Here is a 17,911-nt window from a genome sequence, read left to right as displayed (position 1 = left end):
CCTCGAAGCATGGGGGGTCGTGTCATCCATCCTACCGACACGATCGGCCCCGAAGGCCGGGATGTCAGGAGTCCGAGGCGACGGATGCCGTTGTGTTCCCCCGGCGGAACGTACTCGTGAACCACTGCGAGTCGGGCGTGTCGCCCTCCAGGAGCGCCACGACGGTCTCCCCCGCGGCACGTCCCTTCTCCCACGCCGGCTGCACCAGGGTCGTCAACTCGTACGGTGCGAGACCGTCGACGACGATCCCGTCGAACCCTGTGATGCTGACGTCCTCGGGTACCCGCAGCCCGGCTTCCTCGGCCGCCCGGAGCACACCGACGGCGAGCAGGTCGCTCTGCGCGACAACCGCCGTCGGTCGCGGACCGTCCCCCCCGAACAGGGCGCGGCCGACCGCGGCGCCGGCATCGATCGAGCTGTCGACCGCGGCGTACGCGGCCGCGTCGGGGAACACGTCGCGGAACCCGGCCAGGCGATCCGCGACGACATCGACAGACGTCGCCCGCTCGTCGTCCGGCGAGAGCCACCCGGGATCCGAGCCCCACCGGAACGGCATCGTCACCGCGACGACGCGGGTGTGACCGAGGTCGCGCACATGTTCGGCGGCGAGGCGCTGGGCCTCGCGGTTGTCGAGCGCGATGCGCGGCACATCAGCGCCACCGTCGCCCTCGATCACGACGACCGGGATGCCGCGGCCGCGCACACCCGCCAGATGCTCGCGCAGCAGACCGCTGCATCCGATCAGCACCGCCGCATCGATCGGGGCGGTCATCAGCGTCGGACCGCCGGCGACCACGCTGCCCTCGCGCAGCAGCAGCAGTCCGGCACCGATGGGGGCGACCGCATCGGCGAGCGCATCCATCGTGATGCGCATGACGGGGTCGCCGAACACGCTGCCCAAACGTCCGCCGCTCACGACGCCCACGATGCCGCTGCGGCCGCGCCGCAACGAGGCCGCGCGCGGGTCGGGGCCGAGGTAGCCGAGCTCGTTCGCTGCCGCCAGCACCTTCGCGCGGGTGGCCTCGCTCACCGGCGTCTTCCCGCTGAACACCACCGACGCCGTCGAGGGCGCAACGCCGGCCGTGCGGGCCACGTCGCTGATGGTGGGCCGGCGTGCGTTCACGGGCCGATCGTACCCTTCTCTTCTGCGAGGTCGAATCGATTCGGTAGCCTGAGGCGGTGACTGAAGCGATCTCCCGTCCCGCAACCGTGCGCTGGCGCAACGCCGTGTTCGCGATCTTCGCCGCGAGCGGCCTGAGCATCGCGACGTGGGCCGCGCGCGTGCCCTCGATCAAAGCCGATCTCGGCATCGAGAACCGGGAGATCGGGCTGGCGCTGCTGGCCATGGGGATCGCGTCGATCATCGGCCTGTCGACGAGCTCGGTGGTGATCGCGCGCTTCGGTACCCGCAGCGGGATGTTCGCCATGCTCGTGACCCTGTCGATCGGCCTGGCGATCCTCGGGCTGGGCAGCGGGTTCTTCCACTCCTACGCCATGCTCATCGTCGGGTTGGCGTTGTTCGGGTTCGGGAACGGATGCCTCGACGTGATGATGAACGTCGACGGCGCGCACATCGAGACCCTGTCGGGCAAGACGATCCTGCCGCTGTTCCACGCCTTCTTCAGCTTCGGCACCGTCATCGGCGCGGGGCTCGGCGCGATCGCCGCCCTCTTGCGGATCGGCGTCGCGATCCACGCCGTCGCGATGGCTTCCCTCATCGTGGTGCTGGCCATCGTCGCGATCGCGAACGTTCCGCGGCGTGACGTCGTCGATGCCGTCACGGCGCGCGAGGGGGCGGACGACGCCGGCACGGACGGTGCACAGCCCGGCTGGCGCGCGCGCCTCGCGGTGTCGCTGTCGGCTTGGCGCGAGCCGCGCACCTACACGCTCGGCATCATCATGCTCGGCATGGCCTTCGCCGAGGGTGGCGCGAACGACTGGCTCGCGCTCGGTGTCGTCGAGCACGAGGGCGGCACGGCCGCGCTCGGCGCCGCGGCCCTCACCGTCTTCAGCGTGTCGATGACCGTGGTGCGCGTCTTCGGTGGACCGCTCGTCGACCGCTTCGGCCGCGTCGCGACGCTGCGCGTGCTCGCCGTGGCCGCGACGGCCGGCATCCTGCTGTTCATCCTCGCCCCCACCCTGCCGCTCGTCTTCGTGGGCGCAGCGCTGTGGGGCATCGGCGCATCGCTGGGCTTCCCGCTCGGCATGTCGGCAGCGGCCGACGACCCCGCGCGAGCCGCGGCCCGCGTGAGCGCTGCCGCCACGATCGGCTACGTCGCGTTCCTCTGCGGCCCGCCCGTGCTGGGCTTCATCAGCGACCACATCGGCCTGCTGAACACGCTGTTCATCCTGGTCGCCCTCGTTGCGGCATCCGGTCTCGCCTCGTCCGCCGCCAAGCCGCTGCCGGGCTCGAAGGTCGGCGCCGGCCGCCACTGATCACCCGCCGACCGCGTAGGCTCGTCGGGTGCGTCTGGTCATCGCCCGCTGCTCCGTCCAATACACGGGGCGCCTCAATGCTCACCTTCCGCTGGCGACCCGGCTGCTGGTGCACAAGGGCGACGGCAGCCTGCTCGTGCACTCCGACGGCGGGTCGTACAAGCCGCTGAACTGGATGAGCCCGCCCTGCTCGCTGACGGTCGAGACGCCCGAGGACGATCCGGATGTCGAAGAGCAGGTCGTCGAGCAGTGGCGCGTCGTCCACGCCAAGAGCGGCGACACGCTCGTCGTGCGCCTTTACGAGGTGCTGCATGACTCGTCGCACGAACTGGGCGTCGACCCCGGCCTCGTCAAGGACGGCGTCGAGGCCGACCTGCAGCGCCTGCTCGCCGAGCAGGTTGAGGTCATCGGCGACGACCTGACCCTCGTTCGCCGCGAATTCCCGACCGCGATCGGGCCCGTCGACCTGCTGCTGCGCGATCCGGCCGGAGGCACCATCGCCGTCGAGGTGAAACGGCGCGGCGACATCGACGGTGTCGAGCAGTTGACCCGTTACCTCGAGCTGCTGGGGCGCGACCCGCACCTCGCTCCCGTCACGGGCGTCTTCGCGGCGCAGGAGATCAAGCCGCAGGCGAAGGTGCTCGCGGCAGACCGCGGCATCCGCTGCGTCACGCTCGACTACGACGCCATGAAAGGCATCGAGTCGGGCGCGCCGCGCCTGTTCTGACACGGCGCGCCCGCACCGTCAGCTGCCGAGCTTCGACAGCTCGGCGAACTCGTCGTCGGTGAGCTCGATCGTGGCGCCCTGCAGGTTGTCTTCGAGGTGCGCGACGCTCGAGGTACCGGGGATGGGCAGCATGACCGGCGAGCGCTTGAGCAGCCAGGCGAGAGCGATCTGCGCCGGGGTGGCCTGCTTGCGCTCGGCGACCTCGCTCAGCGGCGAGTCCGATCCGGTCAGGCCGCCCGTGGCGAGGGGGAACCAGGGGATGAAGCCGATGCCCTGCTCCTCGGACCAGTCCAGCAGCTCCTCGGCATCCCGCTTCTGCAGGTTGTAGAGGTTCTGCACCGTCACGATCGTCGCGATCTGCTGCGCGGCCGTGACCTCGTCCACCGTGACCTCGGACAGGCCGATGTGGCGGATCTTGCCCTCATCCTGCAGCTTCTTCAGTTCACCGACCTGGTCTTCGAGCGGCACCTTCGGGTCGATGCGGTGCAGCTGGAACAGATCGATGCGCTCGAGACCGAGCCGGCGCAGGCTCATCTCGGCCTGCTGGCGCAGGTACTCGGGTCGACCGACCGGCGGCCATGCGTTGGGCCCGGTACGCGTCAGACCGGCCTTGGTCGCGATGACGACGTCGTCGCCATACGGGTGGAGTGCTTCTTTGAGGAGCTCCTCGGCCACGTACGGACCGTAGGAGTCGGCGGTGTCGAAGAAGTTCACGCCGAGCTCGACCGCGCGCTTGAGAACGCGGATCGCTTCGTCGTGGTCCTTCGGCGGACCCCAGACACCGGGGCCGGTGAGCTGCATCGTGCCGTAGCCGAGGCGGTTCACCTCGAGATCGCCGCCGATGCGGAAGATTCCGGAGGACTGGGCGGGGGACGTGCTCGAAGTCGTCATGCCAGAGGTGAGCGCTCACGGGCGGTCAGACATTCCCCGACCGCTCGCGATCGGGCGCGTGTGAAGCGGCCCATAGGGTGGAAGCATGACCCGATCGCCGTTCTCCTGCGTCCTGTGGGACATCGACGGCACCGTCGTCGACGCCTCCGAGGGCATCCTCCGCCGCCTCACTGTGACGCTCGAGCACTTCGGCTACCCGGCGCCCACGCACGACCAGCTCATCGACTGGATCGGGCCGCCCATGCACGAATCGTTCCAGAACAACCTCGGGATGACGCCCGAGAAAGCCACCGAGGCGGTGTCGTTCTACCGCGTGCTCGGCAAGGCCGATGGTTACACCACCGGCGCACGGCTGTATCCCGGTGTCGCCAACCTGATCGTCGAGCTCGACGAGTCCGGTGTGCCGCAGTCGACGGCGAGCTCGAAGCCCGAGGTGCAGGTGCGCGCGCTCATGGAGCACTTCGCCCTCGCGCCGCGCCTGCGCGAGATCGTCGGCGCCACCAGTGACGAGAAGACGCTGAGCTCGAAGGCGGATGTCGTCGGCGAGGCGCTGCGCCGCCTGACGGCCGACGGCGTCGACCTGTCGCGGCCCGTCCTCATCGGCGACCGGCATCACGACGTCGAGGGCGCCGCCGAGCACGACGTGCCCGTCATCTTCGTGTCGTGGGGCTTCAGCACGCCCGACGAGGCCGACGGATCCATCGGCGTCGCGGACGACATCGATCAGCTGCGAGCGCTGCTGCTGCCGAACGGCTGATCAGCGGTCGGCTCCCCATACGACGCCCGGGCTGCGTGCCAGAAATGCAGCGCCCGGGCGTCGACGGATCCCCCCGGATACGTCACGCAGTGCGTGACGGGGTCAACTGTACTGATCTTCGGTCGCGACCGATACCCGCAGATGAGACGCATTTCATTTGGGTACCGTGCCGGTGTGAGCCACGTAGACCTGCGCCCGTTCGAGGATGCCGACGCCGACGCCGTCTTCGAGATGCTGCAAGACCCGGATGCCGTCACCCAGGCGGCCTTCACCGCGGATGACCCGTCCGACCGGGCGGCGTTCGACGCGTGGCTCGAGCGCCACCGCTCCGACGATCGCGTCAACCTGCGCGTCGTGACCGACGACGGCGGCTTCGCGGGCATCGCGGCCGCGTTCACCGTCGACGACGACCGAGAGGTCACGGTGTGGATCGCGCGCAACGCCCGCGAACGCCGCGTCGCCTCCGCCGCGCTGCGTCTGCTCATCGCCCACGAGGCCGAACGACCGCTCTACGCCCGCGTCGCCGCCGACAACACCGCCGCCGTCGAGGTGCTGCGCAGCACCGGTTTCAGCGAGATCGAGCACGGGCCGGCCTTCGCCCCCGCGCGCGGCACCGAGATCGAGGAGCTCGTCTTCGCGCTGCCGCCCACACTCGACGGCATCTGACACGGTCCCGCCGCGACACGGGCGCATACTTCTCACATGGACATGCTCGATGACGTCGTGTCCGGCGCCTCCTCGCGAACGGTGTCGACCCCCGACCTGCTGCGTCTTGTGCAGACCCTCGCGCAGGATCTCGGCTCACCCGAGCTCCGGTCATGGGCCCGCGCCGAGCTGACCGGATACCTGCCGGAACACCGCCTGCCGACATACCGCGGCCCCTTCGCGCTGCCGGTCGAGGGCGCGAGCGATCCCGCCTCGGCCACCGTCACGGTCGAGCTGCGCGGTCCGTTGGCCGAGGTGTCGCAGACAGCGGATCTGGTCGACCGGCGTTCCGGCGATGAGGTCGACGCATCGGGGGCCGTCGACCGGTACCGTGCACGCATCGCCGGCGGCATCGACCCGCGCATCGCCCTCATGCGCTTGTGCGGCGAGTCGAGCGTCGTGCCCCCGCCCCTGCTGCGCTCGGTCGACGAAAGCGTCCGCAACCGCGTGCTCGACATCGCTCTCGACCTGCGCGCGGTCGCCCATCCCTCGAGCGAGGGCCTCACCGTCTCAGCCGCCGCCCTCGCGCTCGTCGTCGACGGCGCGCTCGGGCTCGCGCCGGGGCACGGCGCACCCGGAACGACTCCCCCGCTCCTGCAGGATGCCGCTGCCGCCGACCTCATCGACCGCATGTCGGCCGTGCTCGCCGACGTCCATCGCGCCGAGGAGGCGGTGCGCATCGTGCTCGAGGACGAGCCCGGCGCCGTCAAGCGCAACAGCGTGCAGCGCCTCGCGAACGCCGTGCGCGCCGGGCGGATACCCGCTGCCCCCGGCATCCATCCCGACGACGCCGCCGATCGCGTCGTCGACATCGCCGCCCGCCACCTCCGTTGGTGACCGACGGCACGCGCCGTCAGGCCTGCTGCGCTCGCCCCAGCCGGGTGAGCACCGCGGCGGCGGCCTCCGACATCTCCGACTCGACGCCGAGCGTACCCAGGTAGTCCACGACGGACTCCATCTCGTGCGCGCGACGCACGGCGTGCTTGCGGCTGCCCGACTCGTAGCGATCCATCTTCGCCTCGGCGTCGCCCGACAGCTGCGCGGCGATCTGAGCGCGCACCCAGGGCTCGCAGCCCGCCGCCCGACCCGCGGCGAGAGCCTCCATGACGATTGCGGCGAGGCTTTTCATCAGCACGCTGCGGAGCAGTTTGCGGGATGTCGCCTCACCGGCGCCCCCGTCGATGCGTTCGACATCGGCGCCGAAACGCTCCAGCACCTCGGCCACCTCGGTCGCGGCCGAGCCGCTGACGATCGTCTCGGTCGCGGCGCCCTTCGTCGGCACCGGACCGAGGATGGCGACGTCCGCGAACCGCGCGCCGACGCTCTCGATGAGGTTCGCGACCTCGACCATGACCTCGGGTGAGGCGGTGGTGAAGTCGGCGTAGATCGCATCTCGGCGGATGTGCGCCGCCGCCTGCTGCGCGATACGCAGGCTGAGCACCGCTCCGGTGAGGACGATCACGAGGTCGCTGGCGGCAACGAGGTCGTCGAGCGAGGCGTCACGCACGACACCGTCCGGCGTCGGCGTGGGCGCCGGGTCGAAACCCCGCACTTCGTAGCCCGCCGCGACGGCGCCCGCCGCATACAGAGATCCGGCCTCGCCGAGTCCGATCAGTCCCACTACTCGCATGTCGTCTCCTTCAGAGCACGCGAGCCGGGACTCGCGCTATCGGCCGACGGCCGCCGCGGCTCGTCGGAGTTCGGGGACCCAGCGCTCCAGGATCGCGGGGTCGGTGGATTCTGCCGGTCCCGACGCCGAGAGCGAAGCGACCACCTCGTCGTTCGCAGCGCGGACGGGCACGCTGACCGCCGCGACGGCGACATCACGCTCAGCGACGGACACATGGAACCCGCGGGACCGGATGCCGTCGAGCTCGGCCGCGAGCTGCTCCGCGCCCACGACACGGCCGTCGGCGGTGCGGGACTCACCGACCTGCTCGAGGATGCCGGCCATGTCGTCGTCCGGGAGGAACGCGAGGATCGCTTTGCCGGCGCCGAGGTGCATGGGCAGGCGACGACCGAGCGGCAGCTGGTACCGGAACGGTTCGGCGCCGTCGACGCGGACGGCGAGGATGCGCTCCGCGCCGGTGCGCACGTAGAGAGAGGTCGTGAGCTTCGTCGTGTCGGCGAGCTGCTGCAGGTGCGGTCGCGCCCGGTTGCTGAGCGGATCGGACGACAGGTAGCCGTGGGCCATTCCGAGCGAGGCCACCCCGAGTCGATACTCGCCGTTCTGAGCCGAGACGAGTCCGCGCCGCTGCAGCACCGCGAGCAGCCGCAGGACCGTGGCCGACGAGAGGCCGGTGCCCCGGCTGAGGTCGACCAGGCGCAACGCCCCGCCGTCGCGTTCCAGGATTTCGAGCAGGTCGAGCGCGCGTTCGACGCTGCGCACCGTGGGCTGTGATTCATCGCGAGCCGTGCTCATCCACCCAGTCTGTCGGATCGCTCAAGACTCGAGGATCCGGCGACGGGTGTCGGTCTCGTCGCGGTTCTTCTGCTCGGCACGGATCAGCACCTCCGCGGCATCCGACGCTGGAACCACCGCGAGCCCGTCACGGTCGCCGATGATGATGTCGCCGGGCTGGACGACGACGCCGCCCAGTGCGATCGGCACCCCGAGCCGGAACGGCCCGTGCTTGTACGGTCCAGCGGGGCTGCTCGCACGCGCGAAGGCCGGGAACCGCAGCTCTTCGAGATCGCCGATGTCGCGCATCGCACCGTCGATGACGATGCCGGCGCACCCGACCTTCCGCAGCCGCTCGGCGATGAGCTCGCCGATGAGGGCGCGATCGGTCACGCCGTGACCGTTGACGACGAGGATCGCACCGGCAGGAATCGCCGCGATCGCGGCGTGGATGCCGGCGTTGTCGCCGCCGGCGACCTCGACCGTGAAGGCGGGGCCGGCGAGCGCGGCGCCGGCCCACATCGCGTGGATGCCGGAGTCGACGACGCCGAGTCGGTCCATCGCGTCGCCGACGTTCGCCACGGGCAGCGCGGCCAGGCCGGCGATGACGGCGGCGTCGACGGGAGCAGGGGAAGTGGTCATCAGGGGTGTCTTTCGTTCGGGCGGCCGACCTCAGTCGGCCGGCTTCCAGCCATGGGCGTACGACAGCAACAGCGTCCAGATCCCGAGCGCGCCGCCGACGCCGAAGGCCCACGGGCTCAGTGCCTCGGCGGTACCGATGATGACGCCCGGATTGACGATGAGCAGGCCGGCGATCTGCAGCAGCACGAGGGTGGTGCCCAGCACCAGCATCGCGACGAGCAGACCGACGAAGACCGGCGTCATGATCGTGATCGCGCGGCGGCGCACGGGACCGTGTCCGGAATCGGCGGGGGAAGTCTCTTCCGACATGTCGTGTGTCCTCTTCTTGGGTGTCGGCTTCTTGGGTGTCGGCGGAAGGTCAGTGGGGGACGGGCAGCCAGCCCGGACCGATGAGCGCGGCGATCGCGAGGATGGGGAGCACGTACCAGACGACGAGCGGCACGAACGTCTTCACCGGGTTCACCTGGGCGATGCCCGTCGCGATATAGATGGCCGACGCGCCGGGAGGCGAGGCGCCCTCGGTCGACGCGGCGACGAGCACGACGCAGGCGGCGAGGATCGGGTCCACGCCCGACACCATCAGCACGCTGAAGCCGATGCCGCCGATCGTCGCAATCGTGGCGGTCGAGCTCAGGGGACCGGCGACGAGCACGACCATGACGGCGACGATGATCGACATCACCACGGGCGAGGCGTTCAGACCGTTGAGCACCGCCGAGAGCTGGTCAGCGAGCCCGAGCTCGGTGAGCACCGCTCCCCCGGCGAAGGCGAAAACGAGCGTCGCACCGATGTCGCGGTAGCGCGGGGCCGTCTTCGCCACGAACGCGTACCACGCGCGTCCACCCCGCGGCAGGCGGCGCCAGCCGAGGACCACCGCGAAGATCAGCAGCAGCACCGGCATCCACACGATGAGGCTGATGGCCTCCATCGCGTCCGCGCCGATCACGCCGCCGATCGCCTCGCCCGAGGGTCCCAGGGTGACCAGAACGGGGATGAGGATGCCGAGGAAGACCAGCAGCGACGTCCAGCCGCTGCGGAACGAACGGCCGAAAGGAAGGATGTCGGCTGCGTCGACGCGACCGATCTTGTGTCGACGCACGAAGACGAAGATCACGATGAGGCGCCACAGCACGCACCAACCGGCCGCGGCGAACATCGCCAGCAGCAGCTCGTCGAGCACGACGAAGGGCGCCACGGTCGCGGTGCCGATGAGGATGAAGAACGACGCGCTCGGCGGGATCACCGTGCCGTTGCCGGCGTTGCCCGCCACGACCGTCGCCGCCACGTGCGGCGGCCAGTTCGAGCGCTTCATCCAGGGGATCGCGACGGAGCCCATGGTCGCGGCGTTCGCCGAGCCCGAGTGAGCGACCGCGCCGAAGAGGGCCGACCCGACCGTCGCCACGTAGCCCGCTCCGCCCCGCAGGCGACCGAGCAGGGAATTGAGGATGTCGACCTGTCGGTCGATCACGCCCGTCGAGGCCAACAGGAACCCGATGAACGTGAAGGCGAGGGCCGCGAACACGATCTCCTGGTCGAATGCCGCCTGCAGGCCCACCGAGACCATCTCGAGGAACTGCGGACCACCGAAGGCGCAGACCACGACGAAGCCGACGATCATCGCCTCGCCGATGCCGCGTTTCACCACGACGCTCCAGACGACGATCACGCCGATGTAGGCGATCAACGCCCAAACTGCCAAGCCCATAACTTCTCTCCATTGAGTGGGGTACGTCTGGCGAACTAAGAGTTCACTAGATGGAGTATGAGTGCGCACCATGGACGAGTCAAGCGGCGGCGCGCGACCCGGAGGTGACTCGACCTCGACGGGATGCGCGGTGCCCAACGGCATCCGGGAACGCAAAAGGCCCCCTCACCGAAGTGAGAGGGCCTGCTGTGCGCGAGGGGGGAGTTGAACCCCCACGCCCTTTCGGGCACTGGCACCTGAAGCCAGCGCGTCTGCCTATTCCGCCACTCGCGCGAGAACGTGTTTCCACGAACCCAACTTCCCGAGGATATCACGACTTTTCGGCCGCGAAAGTCCACGATCCTGGCCTCAGGGGGGCCCGAACCGCGCCCGAATGCGACGAGCGTTCAGCCTGCCTGACTACGATGAAGCCACCATCCGCCTGCCTGAGGAGCCCCGTGGGACTACTTGACAGCTTCGAGAAGGGTCTCGAACGTGCCGTCAACGGCGCATTCGCCAAGACCTTCCGCAGCGGTGTCCAGCCGGTGGAGATCGCATCCGCGCTCCGCAGCGAACTCGACAAGAAGGCCGCCGTCGTCAGCCGCGACCGCATCCTGGTGCCGAACGCGCTCACGGTTCGTCTGGCCCCCGGCGACGCCGAGCGGATGGACGCTCTCGGCAGCGCTCTGACCGATGAGCTGCGGACGCTCGTCGAGAAGCACGCGAAGGCTCAGGGCTACTCGTTCTCCGGCGCCGTGAGCATCGCCCTCATCTCCGACCCGCAACTGTCCACCGGCACGGTCCGAGTCGACTCGAACTCGGATGCCGGCGCCCGCGTGTCGTGGCAGGCCGTGCTCGAGATCGACGGGCAGCGGCATCCCCTCGTCGCCTCGCGTACCGTCATCGGCCGCGGCAGCGACGCCGACATCACCATCCCCGATGCCGGCACCAGCCGCAAGCACGTCGAGATCCTGTGGGACGGCGAGCGCGCGATGGTCCGCGACCTCGGCTCGACCAACGGCACGCAGCTCAACGGCTCGCGCGTGGGCGAAGCGGCACTCCCCGTCGACGGCGTCGTGCGCATCGGTCGTACCGACATCGTCTTCCACGTGGTGCCCCAGGCGCAGGCGCCCGCTCGTCCCCGCATGTCGGCCGACGACGCGACCCGCATGTTCGACACGCGAGGGGGTGCACGATGAGTCCACTCACCCTGCTGCTGCTGCAGATCGGCTTCCTCGTCCTGCTGTGGTTCTTCGTCTTCGCCGTCGTCTACTCGCTGCGCGCCGACCTGTTCGGGGTGAAGGTGCGCAAGCTCCCCGAGCCGGCCGCCGCCGGCGCCGCACCCGCCGCTCCCTCGGTCACGCGTGCCCCCACGTCCGGACCGGATGCCGCGACCGCAGCCGTCGGCGCGGTCGGCCGGCCCGCCGTCGCGGGCGGCAAGGCCACGACCGATGCAGTCTCGCGCATCGTCATCACGAGCGGGCCGAAGGCCGGACTCGAGCTGCCGCTGGGCTCCGAGCCGCTGACGATCGGACGCTCGAGCGAGTCGGGCCTCGTCATCCGCGACGACTACACGTCGAGCCACCACGCGCGCCTCGTGCTGTGGGGCAACCAGTGGATGATCCAGGACCTCGACTCGACCAACGGCACGTGGCACGACGGCACGCGCGTGGCATCGCCGGTGCCCGTGATCGTGGGTGCGCCGATCAAGGTCGGCGCGACGACGTTCGAACTGCGGAAGTAGTCCGCCTCTATGGTCTTCCAGGGTTCCAGCGCTGCCATCTCGCATACCGGGAAGGTCCGCTCCAACAACCAGGACTCGGGCTTCTGCGGCTCGAACCTCTTCGTCGTCGCCGACGGCATGGGCGGTCACGCGGGCGGCGACGTGGCGTCGAGCCTGGCGGTGCGCCGGCTCGAGAGCCTCGATCACGCCTTCTCGACGACGACCGAGGCCGAAGCGGCCCTGCGCGACGCCCTCGCCGACACCGCCGCGGAGCTCATCAGCACCGTGAAGGTGCGCCCCGAGCTGGCCGGGATGGGAACGACCGTCAGCGCGCTGGTGATGGTCGACGAGTACGCCGTCATCGCCCACATCGGCGACTCGCGCCTGTACCTGTACCGCGACGACACGCTGACCCAGATCACCACCGACCACACGTTCGTGCAGCGACTGGTCGACTCGGGCCGCATCACCCCCGAAGAGGCGCGCTACCACCCGCGGCGCTCGGTGCTCATGCGCGTGCTCGGCGACATGGACCCCGATCCCGAGATCGACACGTTCATCATGCCGACGCAGCCCGGCGACCGCTGGCTGCTGTGCTCCGACGGACTCTCGGGCGTCGTCGACGACACCCACACCGCCAAGGCCCTGAGCCAGGGCTGGGCCCCCGGCCGCACCGCCGACTCCCTGCTGAAGCAGGCGCTCGACGGCGGCGCCCCCGACAACGTCACGATCGTCATCGTCGACGTGGGCGGCCAGCACCCGCTCTTCAGTGGTCCCCCGACCGTCGTCGGATCGGCCTCGCACCCGCTGGGCATCGAGGTGCCTGCCGCCCGCCCGCAGCCGCGCAGCTGGCTGCACCCGGCGCGCCAGGCGGCGAACGAGCCCACGCACTTCGAGCCCGCCGCCGAGTTCCTCGAGGAGCTCATCGAGGAGGATCGCCGCCGGGCGCGGCGCCGTCGTGCGACCTGGTTCGGCGGCTTCGTCGTGATCCTCGCCGCGATCGGCATCGTGCTGTTCGCGGCGTACAGCTGGACGCAGACCCGCTACTTCGTCGGGGTCGACGCCGACACGGTCGTCATCTACCGCGGCATCCCGCCGAGCATCGGCCCCATCTCGCTGTCATCGCCGGAGGAGGACACCGGGATCGCTCTCGACGACCTGCCGGCGTACCAGCTGCAGGCGGTGCAGCAGACCATCGCGGCCGATTCGCTCGCCGACGCCCGCGCCATCGTCGAGAACCTACGCGTGGACGGAGGAAGCGGCTCATGACCAGTGCTCCCGTCGCGGCCGACACCTCGGTCATCAAGGCGCTGCGCAAACTGCGTGTGCCGCAGACGCAGCGCAACCGAGAGCTCGGCCTGCTGCTGTTCGCGTTCCTCATCAACGCCTCCGCGCTGGCGCTCGTGCAGCTCGGTACGAAGGGCGCGATCGACTCATCGTTCCTGATCTACTGCTCGGCGCTCGACATCCTGGCGCTCGCGATCCACCTCGTGCTGCGCCTGCGCGCCCGCGACGCCGACCCCTTCGTCGTCCCCATCGCGACCCTCCTGTCGGGCGTCGGCATTGCGATGATCTACCGCATCGACCTCGAGGGCACGTCGCAGGGCTGGGACATGCTCGCCGTCCGTCAGCTCGTCTGGTGCGCGATCGCGCTCGCGGCCGCTCTCGCGGTCGTCATCGGCCTGCGCAACTACCGCGTGCTGTTCCGGTACACCTACATCTTCGGTTTCGTCGGCATCGGCCTGCTGCTGCTGCCGTTCGTCCCCGGGCTCGGCGTCGAGGCGGGTGCCGACGTCTGGGTCTCGATCGGTGGCATCGTGTCGTTCCAGCCCGGTGAGCTCGCCAAGCTCGCCCTCGCGATCTTCTTCGCCGGCTACCTCGTGCGCACCCGCGAATCGCTCGCGTCGGTCGGTACGCGCTTCCTCGGCATCACGTGGCCGCGGGCCCGCGAACTGGGCCCGGTGCTCGTCATCTGGGGCGTGTCGCTGGCCATCATCGTCCTGCAGCGCGACCTCGGCACCGGCACGCTCATCTTCGGCATGTTCATCGCGATGCTCTACGTCGCGACGGGCAAGACCAGCTGGGTGATGATCGGTCTGACCCTCGTGGTGGCCGGCGGCGCGATCGCCTCGCAGGTCCTGCCGTACGTCAAGGGACGCTTCCAGAACTGGCTCAACCCGTTCGATCCGGCCAACATCGACGCCGCCGGCGGCAGTTTCCAGCTCGTCAACGGCCTCTACGGCCTGGCCAAGGGCGGCTTCATGGGCACGGGCCTCGGCCAGGGCCGCCCGTGGATGACCCCGCTGTCGCAGAGCGACTACATCTTCCCCAGCCTCGGCGAAGAGATCGGGCTCATCGGTGTCTTCGCGCTGCTGTGCCTGTACATGGTCTTCACCAGCCGGGGTGTCCGCATCGGTCTCGCCGGCCAGGACGACTTCGGCAAGCTGCTCGCGACGGGCCTGTCGTTCACGATCGCCCTGCAGGTGTTCATCATGGTCGGCGGCGTGACCCGCGTCATCCCGCTGACCGGACTCACGACTCCCTTCCTCGCGGCGGGCGGTTCGTCGCTCGTGGCGAACTGGATCATCGTCGCGCTGCTGCTGCGTATCTCGGACGCGGTGCGCTCTCGACCCCGGGTGGTGATCGGATGACCAAGGAACTGCGACGCCTGAGCTTCGTGATGCTCGCGATGTTCCTCGCCCTCTTCGTCTCGACCAGTTGGATCCAGGTGGTTCAGGCGCAGACCCTGAACGAGAACCCCGGTAACCGGCGCACGCTCTACGACTCGTTCGAGGTGCAGCGCGGCTCGATCATCGCGGGCGGCTCGGTCGTGGCGGCATCCGTCCCCAGTGATGACATCTACTCGTGGCAGCGCCAGTACACGGATGCCGCGATGTGGGCGCCCATTACGGGCTGGATCAACCCGGTGCTGGTGTCGTCGTCGGGCATCGAGCAGATCATGAACCAGTCGCTGTCGGGCACCGACGACACCCAGTTCCTCGCCCGGCTCGAACAGATCATCTCGGGTGCGCCGGCACGCGGGTCGAACGTGCTGCTCACGGTCGACCCGACCATCCAGCGGGCGGCCTACGACGCCCTGCAGGGCTACGAGGGCGCGGTCATCGCGAGCGAGCCGTCGACCGGCCGCATCCTCGCGATGGTGTCGAGTCCGAGCTTCGACACGAACCTGCTCGCCTCGCACGACTCCGCCAGCGTGAACGCCGCGTACGACGAGCTCGCCGCGGATCCGCTGAAGCCCCTGTTCAACCGCGCGATCGGCGGCGACCTGAACCCGCCCGGCTCGACGTTCAAGCTCGTCGTGGCCTCGGCCGCGCTGTCGTCGGGCAACTACACGCCCGAGTCGACGTTCCCGAACCCCGCGACGTGGACGATCCCCGGGACGAGCAACACGTTGCACAACTTCGACCTGGGCACGTGCGGCCCCGGTGAGACGGTCACCCTCGCGACCGCCCTGCGGCTCAGTTGCAACATCCCGATGGCCGAGCTGGCCGTCGAGCTCGGCGACGACGCGATCCGAGCCGAGGCCGAGAAGTTCGGGTTCAACGCCGAGATGGAGATGCCGCTGCCGGTGTCGGCGTCCGACTACCCGCGCGGCCTGAACGATGCTCGCACGGCACTGTCGGGCTTCGGTCAGGGTGACGTCACGGCCACGCCACTGGCGATCAACCAGGTATCGGCGGGCATTGCCAACGGCGGCATGGTCATGAAGCCGCAGCTGCTCGACTCCGTCGTCGCGCCCGATCTCACGGTGCAGGAGACGTTCGGACCGAGCGAGTTCGGCCGGGCCGTGACCGAGGATGTCGCCGAGCAGATGCGCACCCTCATGGTCGCCAATGTCCGTGACGGTGCAGCGAGCGGTGCAAGAATAGACGGCGTCGATGTCGCCGGTAAGACGGGCACTGCGGAGCACGGTCCAGGCGATCCGTACACGTTGTGGTTCACCGGTTTCGCGCCGGCGGACGACCCCCAGATCGCCGTCACGGTGATGGTCGAGAACGGGGGCGGCCAGGGGCAGGCCGGAACGAGCAGCGGGATCGCAGCCCCCATTGCGAAGAAGGTTATCGAGGCGGTGCTGAACAGATGAGACCGATGCAAGGCGTGAGCTTCGGCGGGCGTTACGAACTGGATTCGCGGATCGCGATCGGCGGTATGGGCGAGGTGTGGGAAGCCACTGACCACGTCATCGGCCGCACCGTCGCGATCAAGATCCTCAAAGACGAGTACATGGGCGACCCCGGGTTCCTCGAGCGCTTCCGCGCCGAGGCCCGGCACGCGGCACTCGTGAACCACGAGGGCATCGCCAGCGTCTTCGACTACGGCGAGGAGAACGGCAGCGCCTTCCTCGTCATGGAGCTCGTCCCGGGCGAGGCGCTGTCGACGATCCTCGAGCGCGACGGTGCCCTGTCGTCCGACAAGACGCTCGACATCGTGGCTCAGACGGCCTCGGCGTTGCAGGCCGCGCACGCGGCCGGGCTCGTCCACCGCGACATCAAGCCCGGAAACCTGCTCATCACGCCCGACGGCCGTGTGAAGATCACCGACTTCGGCATCGCACGCATCGCCGACCAGGTACCGCTGACGGCCACCGGTCAGGTCATGGGAACCGTCCAGTACCTCTCGCCCGAGCAGGCGTCGGGGCACGCGGCATCCCCCGCGACCGACATCTACTCGCTCGGAATCGTCGCGTACGAGTCCGTCGCCGGAAAGCGGCCGTTCACGGGCGAGTCGCAGGTCGCGATCGCCATGGCGCAGATCAACGAGCAGCCCCCGCCGCTGCCCGCGACGGTCTCGGACCCGGTGCAGAAGCTCATCCTCGCGATGATCGCGAAGAAGCCCGAAGACCGTCCGGCCTCCGCGAGCGCCGTCGCCCGTGCCGCGTCCGCGCTGCGCCGTGGCGACCTCGCCGCCGCGCACGCGGCCGTTCCCGCCGTCTTCGCCGGCGCCGGCACGAGCGATGTCACGCAGCTGCTGACCTCGGGTGGCGGCGACACCGCCACCCTGCTGATGCCCGCGGGCGCCGCGGCAGCCGGCCTCGGCGCGGCCGGCCTCGGGACGACGTCGCTGCTCGATGCCGACCCCGCAGCCGCCGAGGGCGAGCCGACCGACGCGCGCAAGCGCAAGCGCAGCCGCTGGACCTGGCCGCTGGTCGCGCTCATCGCGCTGCTGGTGATCGTGCTGGGCAGCACGCTGTTCGCGCTGCTGAGCGGCGACGACACCCCCGCGCCCGCGCCGACGACGCCCTCACCGTCGGCACCGTCGACCCCGGTCGACACCCCGTCGAGCGAACCGACACCGTCGACTCCCTCGTCGATCAACATCGACGGTCTGGGTCTGACCGGACGCACCTGCGAGGACGCCCTCGCGGTGGCCGAGCAGGCCGGTCTCGAGAACGTCACCTGCTCCCCCGGCGACCCCGCGTCGAACGAGGACGAGGTGGGCCGCGTCTACAGCGTCGTGCCGCTCGGCAACGTGCAGCCCGGCGACACGGTGACCCTCACCGCGTACTCCGACCTGAGCCCCCTCGACAGCCCGGCGGCGCCGATGATCCAGTCGAACGGCCAGACTGTGTCGAGCGTCACGGCCGGATCGACGGTGCAGGTCATGTGGCCGGGATTCACCTGCCCGGCCGGGCTGACCGCATCCTCGTACACGCTCACCGCCAGCGGCGGCCTGTTCGAAGCCAACTCGCAGTCCACCGCGAGCTTCAGCGCCAACCAGCGCCCCGCCACCCTGCGAGTCGGCGACTCCGGCGTCGTGTCGGTCACGTACACCGTGACGTGCTCCGGCGAGGGCGGCGACCGTACCTCACCCGCATCGTCCGAGGCTGCGGCCACCATCCAGCCCGCGCCGTCGACCGGGAACGGCAACGGCGGCGGTAACGGCGGCGGCAACAGTGGTGGCGACGACGACAACGAAGGCTGACC

The 17,911-nt window shown here is 69.9% G+C and carries 18 protein-coding genes and 1 tRNA gene; 11 read left to right on the top strand and 8 right to left on the bottom strand.

All coding sequences use genetic code 11. From position 1 onward, the window contains the following. Positions 1–64 precede the first annotated feature (64 nt). Positions 65–1,123, bottom strand: coding sequence for a LacI family DNA-binding transcriptional regulator (locus tag PUW82_RS02220; protein ID WP_274220705.1), 1,059 nt, complete (start codon positions 1,121–1,123; stop codon positions 65–67). Positions 1,124–1,179: 56 nt separating this feature from the next. Here PUW82_RS02220 and PUW82_RS02215 point away from each other — a divergent pair, with 56 nt between their 5' ends. Both PUW82_RS02215 and nucS read left to right on the top strand, forming a co-directional pair. Further along, positions 1,180–2,436: an MFS transporter gene (locus PUW82_RS02215; protein WP_274220704.1), complete on the top strand. Its 1,257-nt coding sequence runs from the start codon at positions 1,180–1,182 to the stop codon at positions 2,434–2,436. A gap of 28 nt (positions 2,437–2,464) precedes the next feature. After that, positions 2,465–3,163 (top strand): endonuclease NucS, encoded by a 699-nt coding sequence (gene nucS / locus PUW82_RS02210; RefSeq protein WP_274220703.1) that lies wholly within the window; start codon positions 2,465–2,467, stop codon positions 3,161–3,163. 18 nt (positions 3,164–3,181) lie between these two features. Here the strand turns inward: nucS and PUW82_RS02205 are convergent, their stop codons facing one another. Next, complete coding sequence (locus PUW82_RS02205; protein WP_274220702.1) at positions 3,182–4,054, bottom strand: aldo/keto reductase; 873 nt, start codon at positions 4,052–4,054, stop codon at positions 3,182–3,184. 85 nt (positions 4,055–4,139) lie between these two features. Between PUW82_RS02205 and PUW82_RS02200 the strand changes: the two genes are divergently transcribed. From PUW82_RS02200 to PUW82_RS02190, 3 genes are all read left to right on the top strand, one after another. Continuing rightward, complete coding sequence (locus PUW82_RS02200; protein ID WP_274220701.1) at positions 4,140–4,811, top strand: HAD hydrolase-like protein; 672 nt, start codon at positions 4,140–4,142, stop codon at positions 4,809–4,811. Positions 4,812–4,985: 174 nt separating this feature from the next. Next, the gene (locus PUW82_RS02195) at positions 4,986–5,477 is read left to right on the top strand and encodes a GNAT family N-acetyltransferase (RefSeq protein ID WP_274220700.1); all 492 of its coding nucleotides are present in this window, start codon (positions 4,986–4,988) and stop codon (positions 5,475–5,477) included. A 36-nt stretch (positions 5,478–5,513) separates the two neighbouring features. Beyond that, entirely contained in the window at positions 5,514–6,353 is an 840-nt protein-coding gene (locus tag PUW82_RS02190) for an AbiTii domain-containing protein (protein ID WP_274220699.1), read from the top strand. A gap of 16 nt (positions 6,354–6,369) precedes the next feature. On the opposite strand, the gene PUW82_RS02185 is transcribed toward PUW82_RS02190, so the two are convergent. From PUW82_RS02185 to PUW82_RS02160, 6 genes are all read right to left on the bottom strand, one after another. Continuing rightward, positions 6,370–7,146, bottom strand: coding sequence for a DUF1932 domain-containing protein (locus tag PUW82_RS02185; RefSeq protein WP_274220698.1), 777 nt, complete (start codon positions 7,144–7,146; stop codon positions 6,370–6,372). Positions 7,147–7,182: 36 nt separating this feature from the next. Further along, complete coding sequence (locus tag PUW82_RS02180) at positions 7,183–7,938, bottom strand: IclR family transcriptional regulator (protein ID WP_274220697.1); 756 nt, start codon at positions 7,936–7,938, stop codon at positions 7,183–7,185. 21 nt (positions 7,939–7,959) lie between these two features. Continuing rightward, entirely contained in the window at positions 7,960–8,559 is a 600-nt protein-coding gene (locus PUW82_RS02175; protein WP_274220696.1) for an RraA family protein, read from the bottom strand. 30 nt (positions 8,560–8,589) lie between these two features. Continuing rightward, positions 8,590–8,868 carry a hypothetical protein gene (locus tag PUW82_RS02170; RefSeq protein ID WP_274220695.1) on the bottom strand — a complete coding sequence of 93 codons (279 nt, stop codon included), beginning with the start codon at positions 8,866–8,868 and terminating at the stop codon, positions 8,590–8,592. Between the two features lie 49 nt (positions 8,869–8,917). After that, positions 8,918–10,264, bottom strand: a complete 1,347-nt coding sequence (locus tag PUW82_RS02165; protein WP_274220694.1) for a TRAP transporter large permease subunit — start codon at positions 10,262–10,264, stop codon at positions 8,918–8,920. Between the two features lie 189 nt (positions 10,265–10,453). After that, positions 10,454–10,537: transfer RNA gene (locus PUW82_RS02160), tRNA-Leu, on the bottom strand. 164 nt (positions 10,538–10,701) lie between these two features. Here PUW82_RS02160 and PUW82_RS02155 point away from each other — a divergent pair. Genes PUW82_RS02155 through PUW82_RS02130 form a run of 6 tightly spaced genes read left to right on the top strand, consistent with a single transcriptional unit; the run spans position 10,702 to position 17,909 of the window. Continuing rightward, positions 10,702–11,442: an FHA domain-containing protein gene (locus PUW82_RS02155; protein ID WP_274220693.1), complete on the top strand. Its 741-nt coding sequence runs from the start codon at positions 10,702–10,704 to the stop codon at positions 11,440–11,442. Continuing rightward, a complete protein-coding gene (locus PUW82_RS02150; RefSeq protein ID WP_274220692.1) occupies positions 11,439–11,987 on the top strand; it encodes an FHA domain-containing protein FhaB/FipA in 549 nt (182 codons plus the stop codon). The genes PUW82_RS02155 and PUW82_RS02150 overlap by 4 nt, the downstream gene beginning before the upstream one ends. Before the next feature lie 9 nt (positions 11,988–11,996). Then, entirely contained in the window at positions 11,997–13,235 is a 1,239-nt protein-coding gene (locus PUW82_RS02145) for a PP2C family protein-serine/threonine phosphatase (RefSeq protein ID WP_274220691.1), read from the top strand. Beyond that, on the top strand, positions 13,232–14,617 hold the full coding sequence (locus PUW82_RS02140; protein WP_274220690.1) for an FtsW/RodA/SpoVE family cell cycle protein: 1,386 nt from the start codon (positions 13,232–13,234) through the stop codon (positions 14,615–14,617). Before PUW82_RS02145 ends, PUW82_RS02140 begins: the two co-directional genes overlap by 4 nt. Continuing rightward, positions 14,614–16,071 (top strand): peptidoglycan D,D-transpeptidase FtsI family protein, encoded by a 1,458-nt coding sequence (locus PUW82_RS02135; protein WP_274220689.1) that lies wholly within the window; start codon positions 14,614–14,616, stop codon positions 16,069–16,071. Before PUW82_RS02140 ends, PUW82_RS02135 begins: the two co-directional genes overlap by 4 nt. Next, on the top strand, positions 16,068–17,909 hold the full coding sequence (locus tag PUW82_RS02130) for a protein kinase domain-containing protein (protein ID WP_274220688.1): 1,842 nt from the start codon (positions 16,068–16,070) through the stop codon (positions 17,907–17,909). The genes PUW82_RS02135 and PUW82_RS02130 overlap by 4 nt, the downstream gene beginning before the upstream one ends. Positions 17,910–17,911 lie beyond the last annotated feature (2 nt).

Source organism: Microbacterium thalli (assembly GCF_028737325.1).
Taxonomy (GTDB): domain Bacteria; phylum Actinomycetota; class Actinomycetes; order Actinomycetales; family Microbacteriaceae; genus Microbacterium; species Microbacterium thalli.
The sequence above is the reverse complement of the archived record's forward strand: the minus strand, read 5'-3'. Positions and strand labels throughout refer to the sequence as shown.

Bases quoted from the DNA above. Each gene is read 5' to 3' on its own strand.
- PUW82_RS02205 (WP_274220702.1), bottom strand. From the start codon at position 4,054: ATGACGACTTCGAGCACGTCCCCCGCCCAGTCCTCCGGAATCTTCCGC.
- PUW82_RS02200 (WP_274220701.1), top strand. From the start codon at position 4,140: ATGACCCGATCGCCGTTCTCCTGCGTCCTGTGGGACATCGACGGCACC.
- PUW82_RS02190 (WP_274220699.1), top strand. From the start codon at position 5,514: ATGGACATGCTCGATGACGTCGTGTCCGGCGCCTCCTCGCGAACGGTG.
- PUW82_RS02185 (WP_274220698.1), bottom strand. From the start codon at position 7,146: ATGCGAGTAGTGGGACTGATCGGACTCGGCGAGGCCGGATCTCTGTAT.
- PUW82_RS02180 (WP_274220697.1), bottom strand. From the start codon at position 7,938: ATGAGCACGGCTCGCGATGAATCACAGCCCACGGTGCGCAGCGTCGAA.
- PUW82_RS02175 (WP_274220696.1), bottom strand. From the start codon at position 8,559: ATGACCACTTCCCCTGCTCCCGTCGACGCCGCCGTCATCGCCGGCCTG.
- PUW82_RS02170 (WP_274220695.1), bottom strand. From the start codon at position 8,868: ATGTCGGAAGAGACTTCCCCCGCCGATTCCGGACACGGTCCCGTGCGC.
- PUW82_RS02165 (WP_274220694.1), bottom strand. From the start codon at position 10,264: ATGGGCTTGGCAGTTTGGGCGTTGATCGCCTACATCGGCGTGATCGTC.
- PUW82_RS02150 (WP_274220692.1), top strand. From the start codon at position 11,439: ATGAGTCCACTCACCCTGCTGCTGCTGCAGATCGGCTTCCTCGTCCTG.
- PUW82_RS02145 (WP_274220691.1), top strand. From the start codon at position 11,997: ATGGTCTTCCAGGGTTCCAGCGCTGCCATCTCGCATACCGGGAAGGTC.
- PUW82_RS02140 (WP_274220690.1), top strand. From the start codon at position 13,232: ATGACCAGTGCTCCCGTCGCGGCCGACACCTCGGTCATCAAGGCGCTG.
- PUW82_RS02135 (WP_274220689.1), top strand. From the start codon at position 14,614: ATGACCAAGGAACTGCGACGCCTGAGCTTCGTGATGCTCGCGATGTTC.
- PUW82_RS02130 (WP_274220688.1), top strand. From the start codon at position 16,068: ATGAGACCGATGCAAGGCGTGAGCTTCGGCGGGCGTTACGAACTGGAT.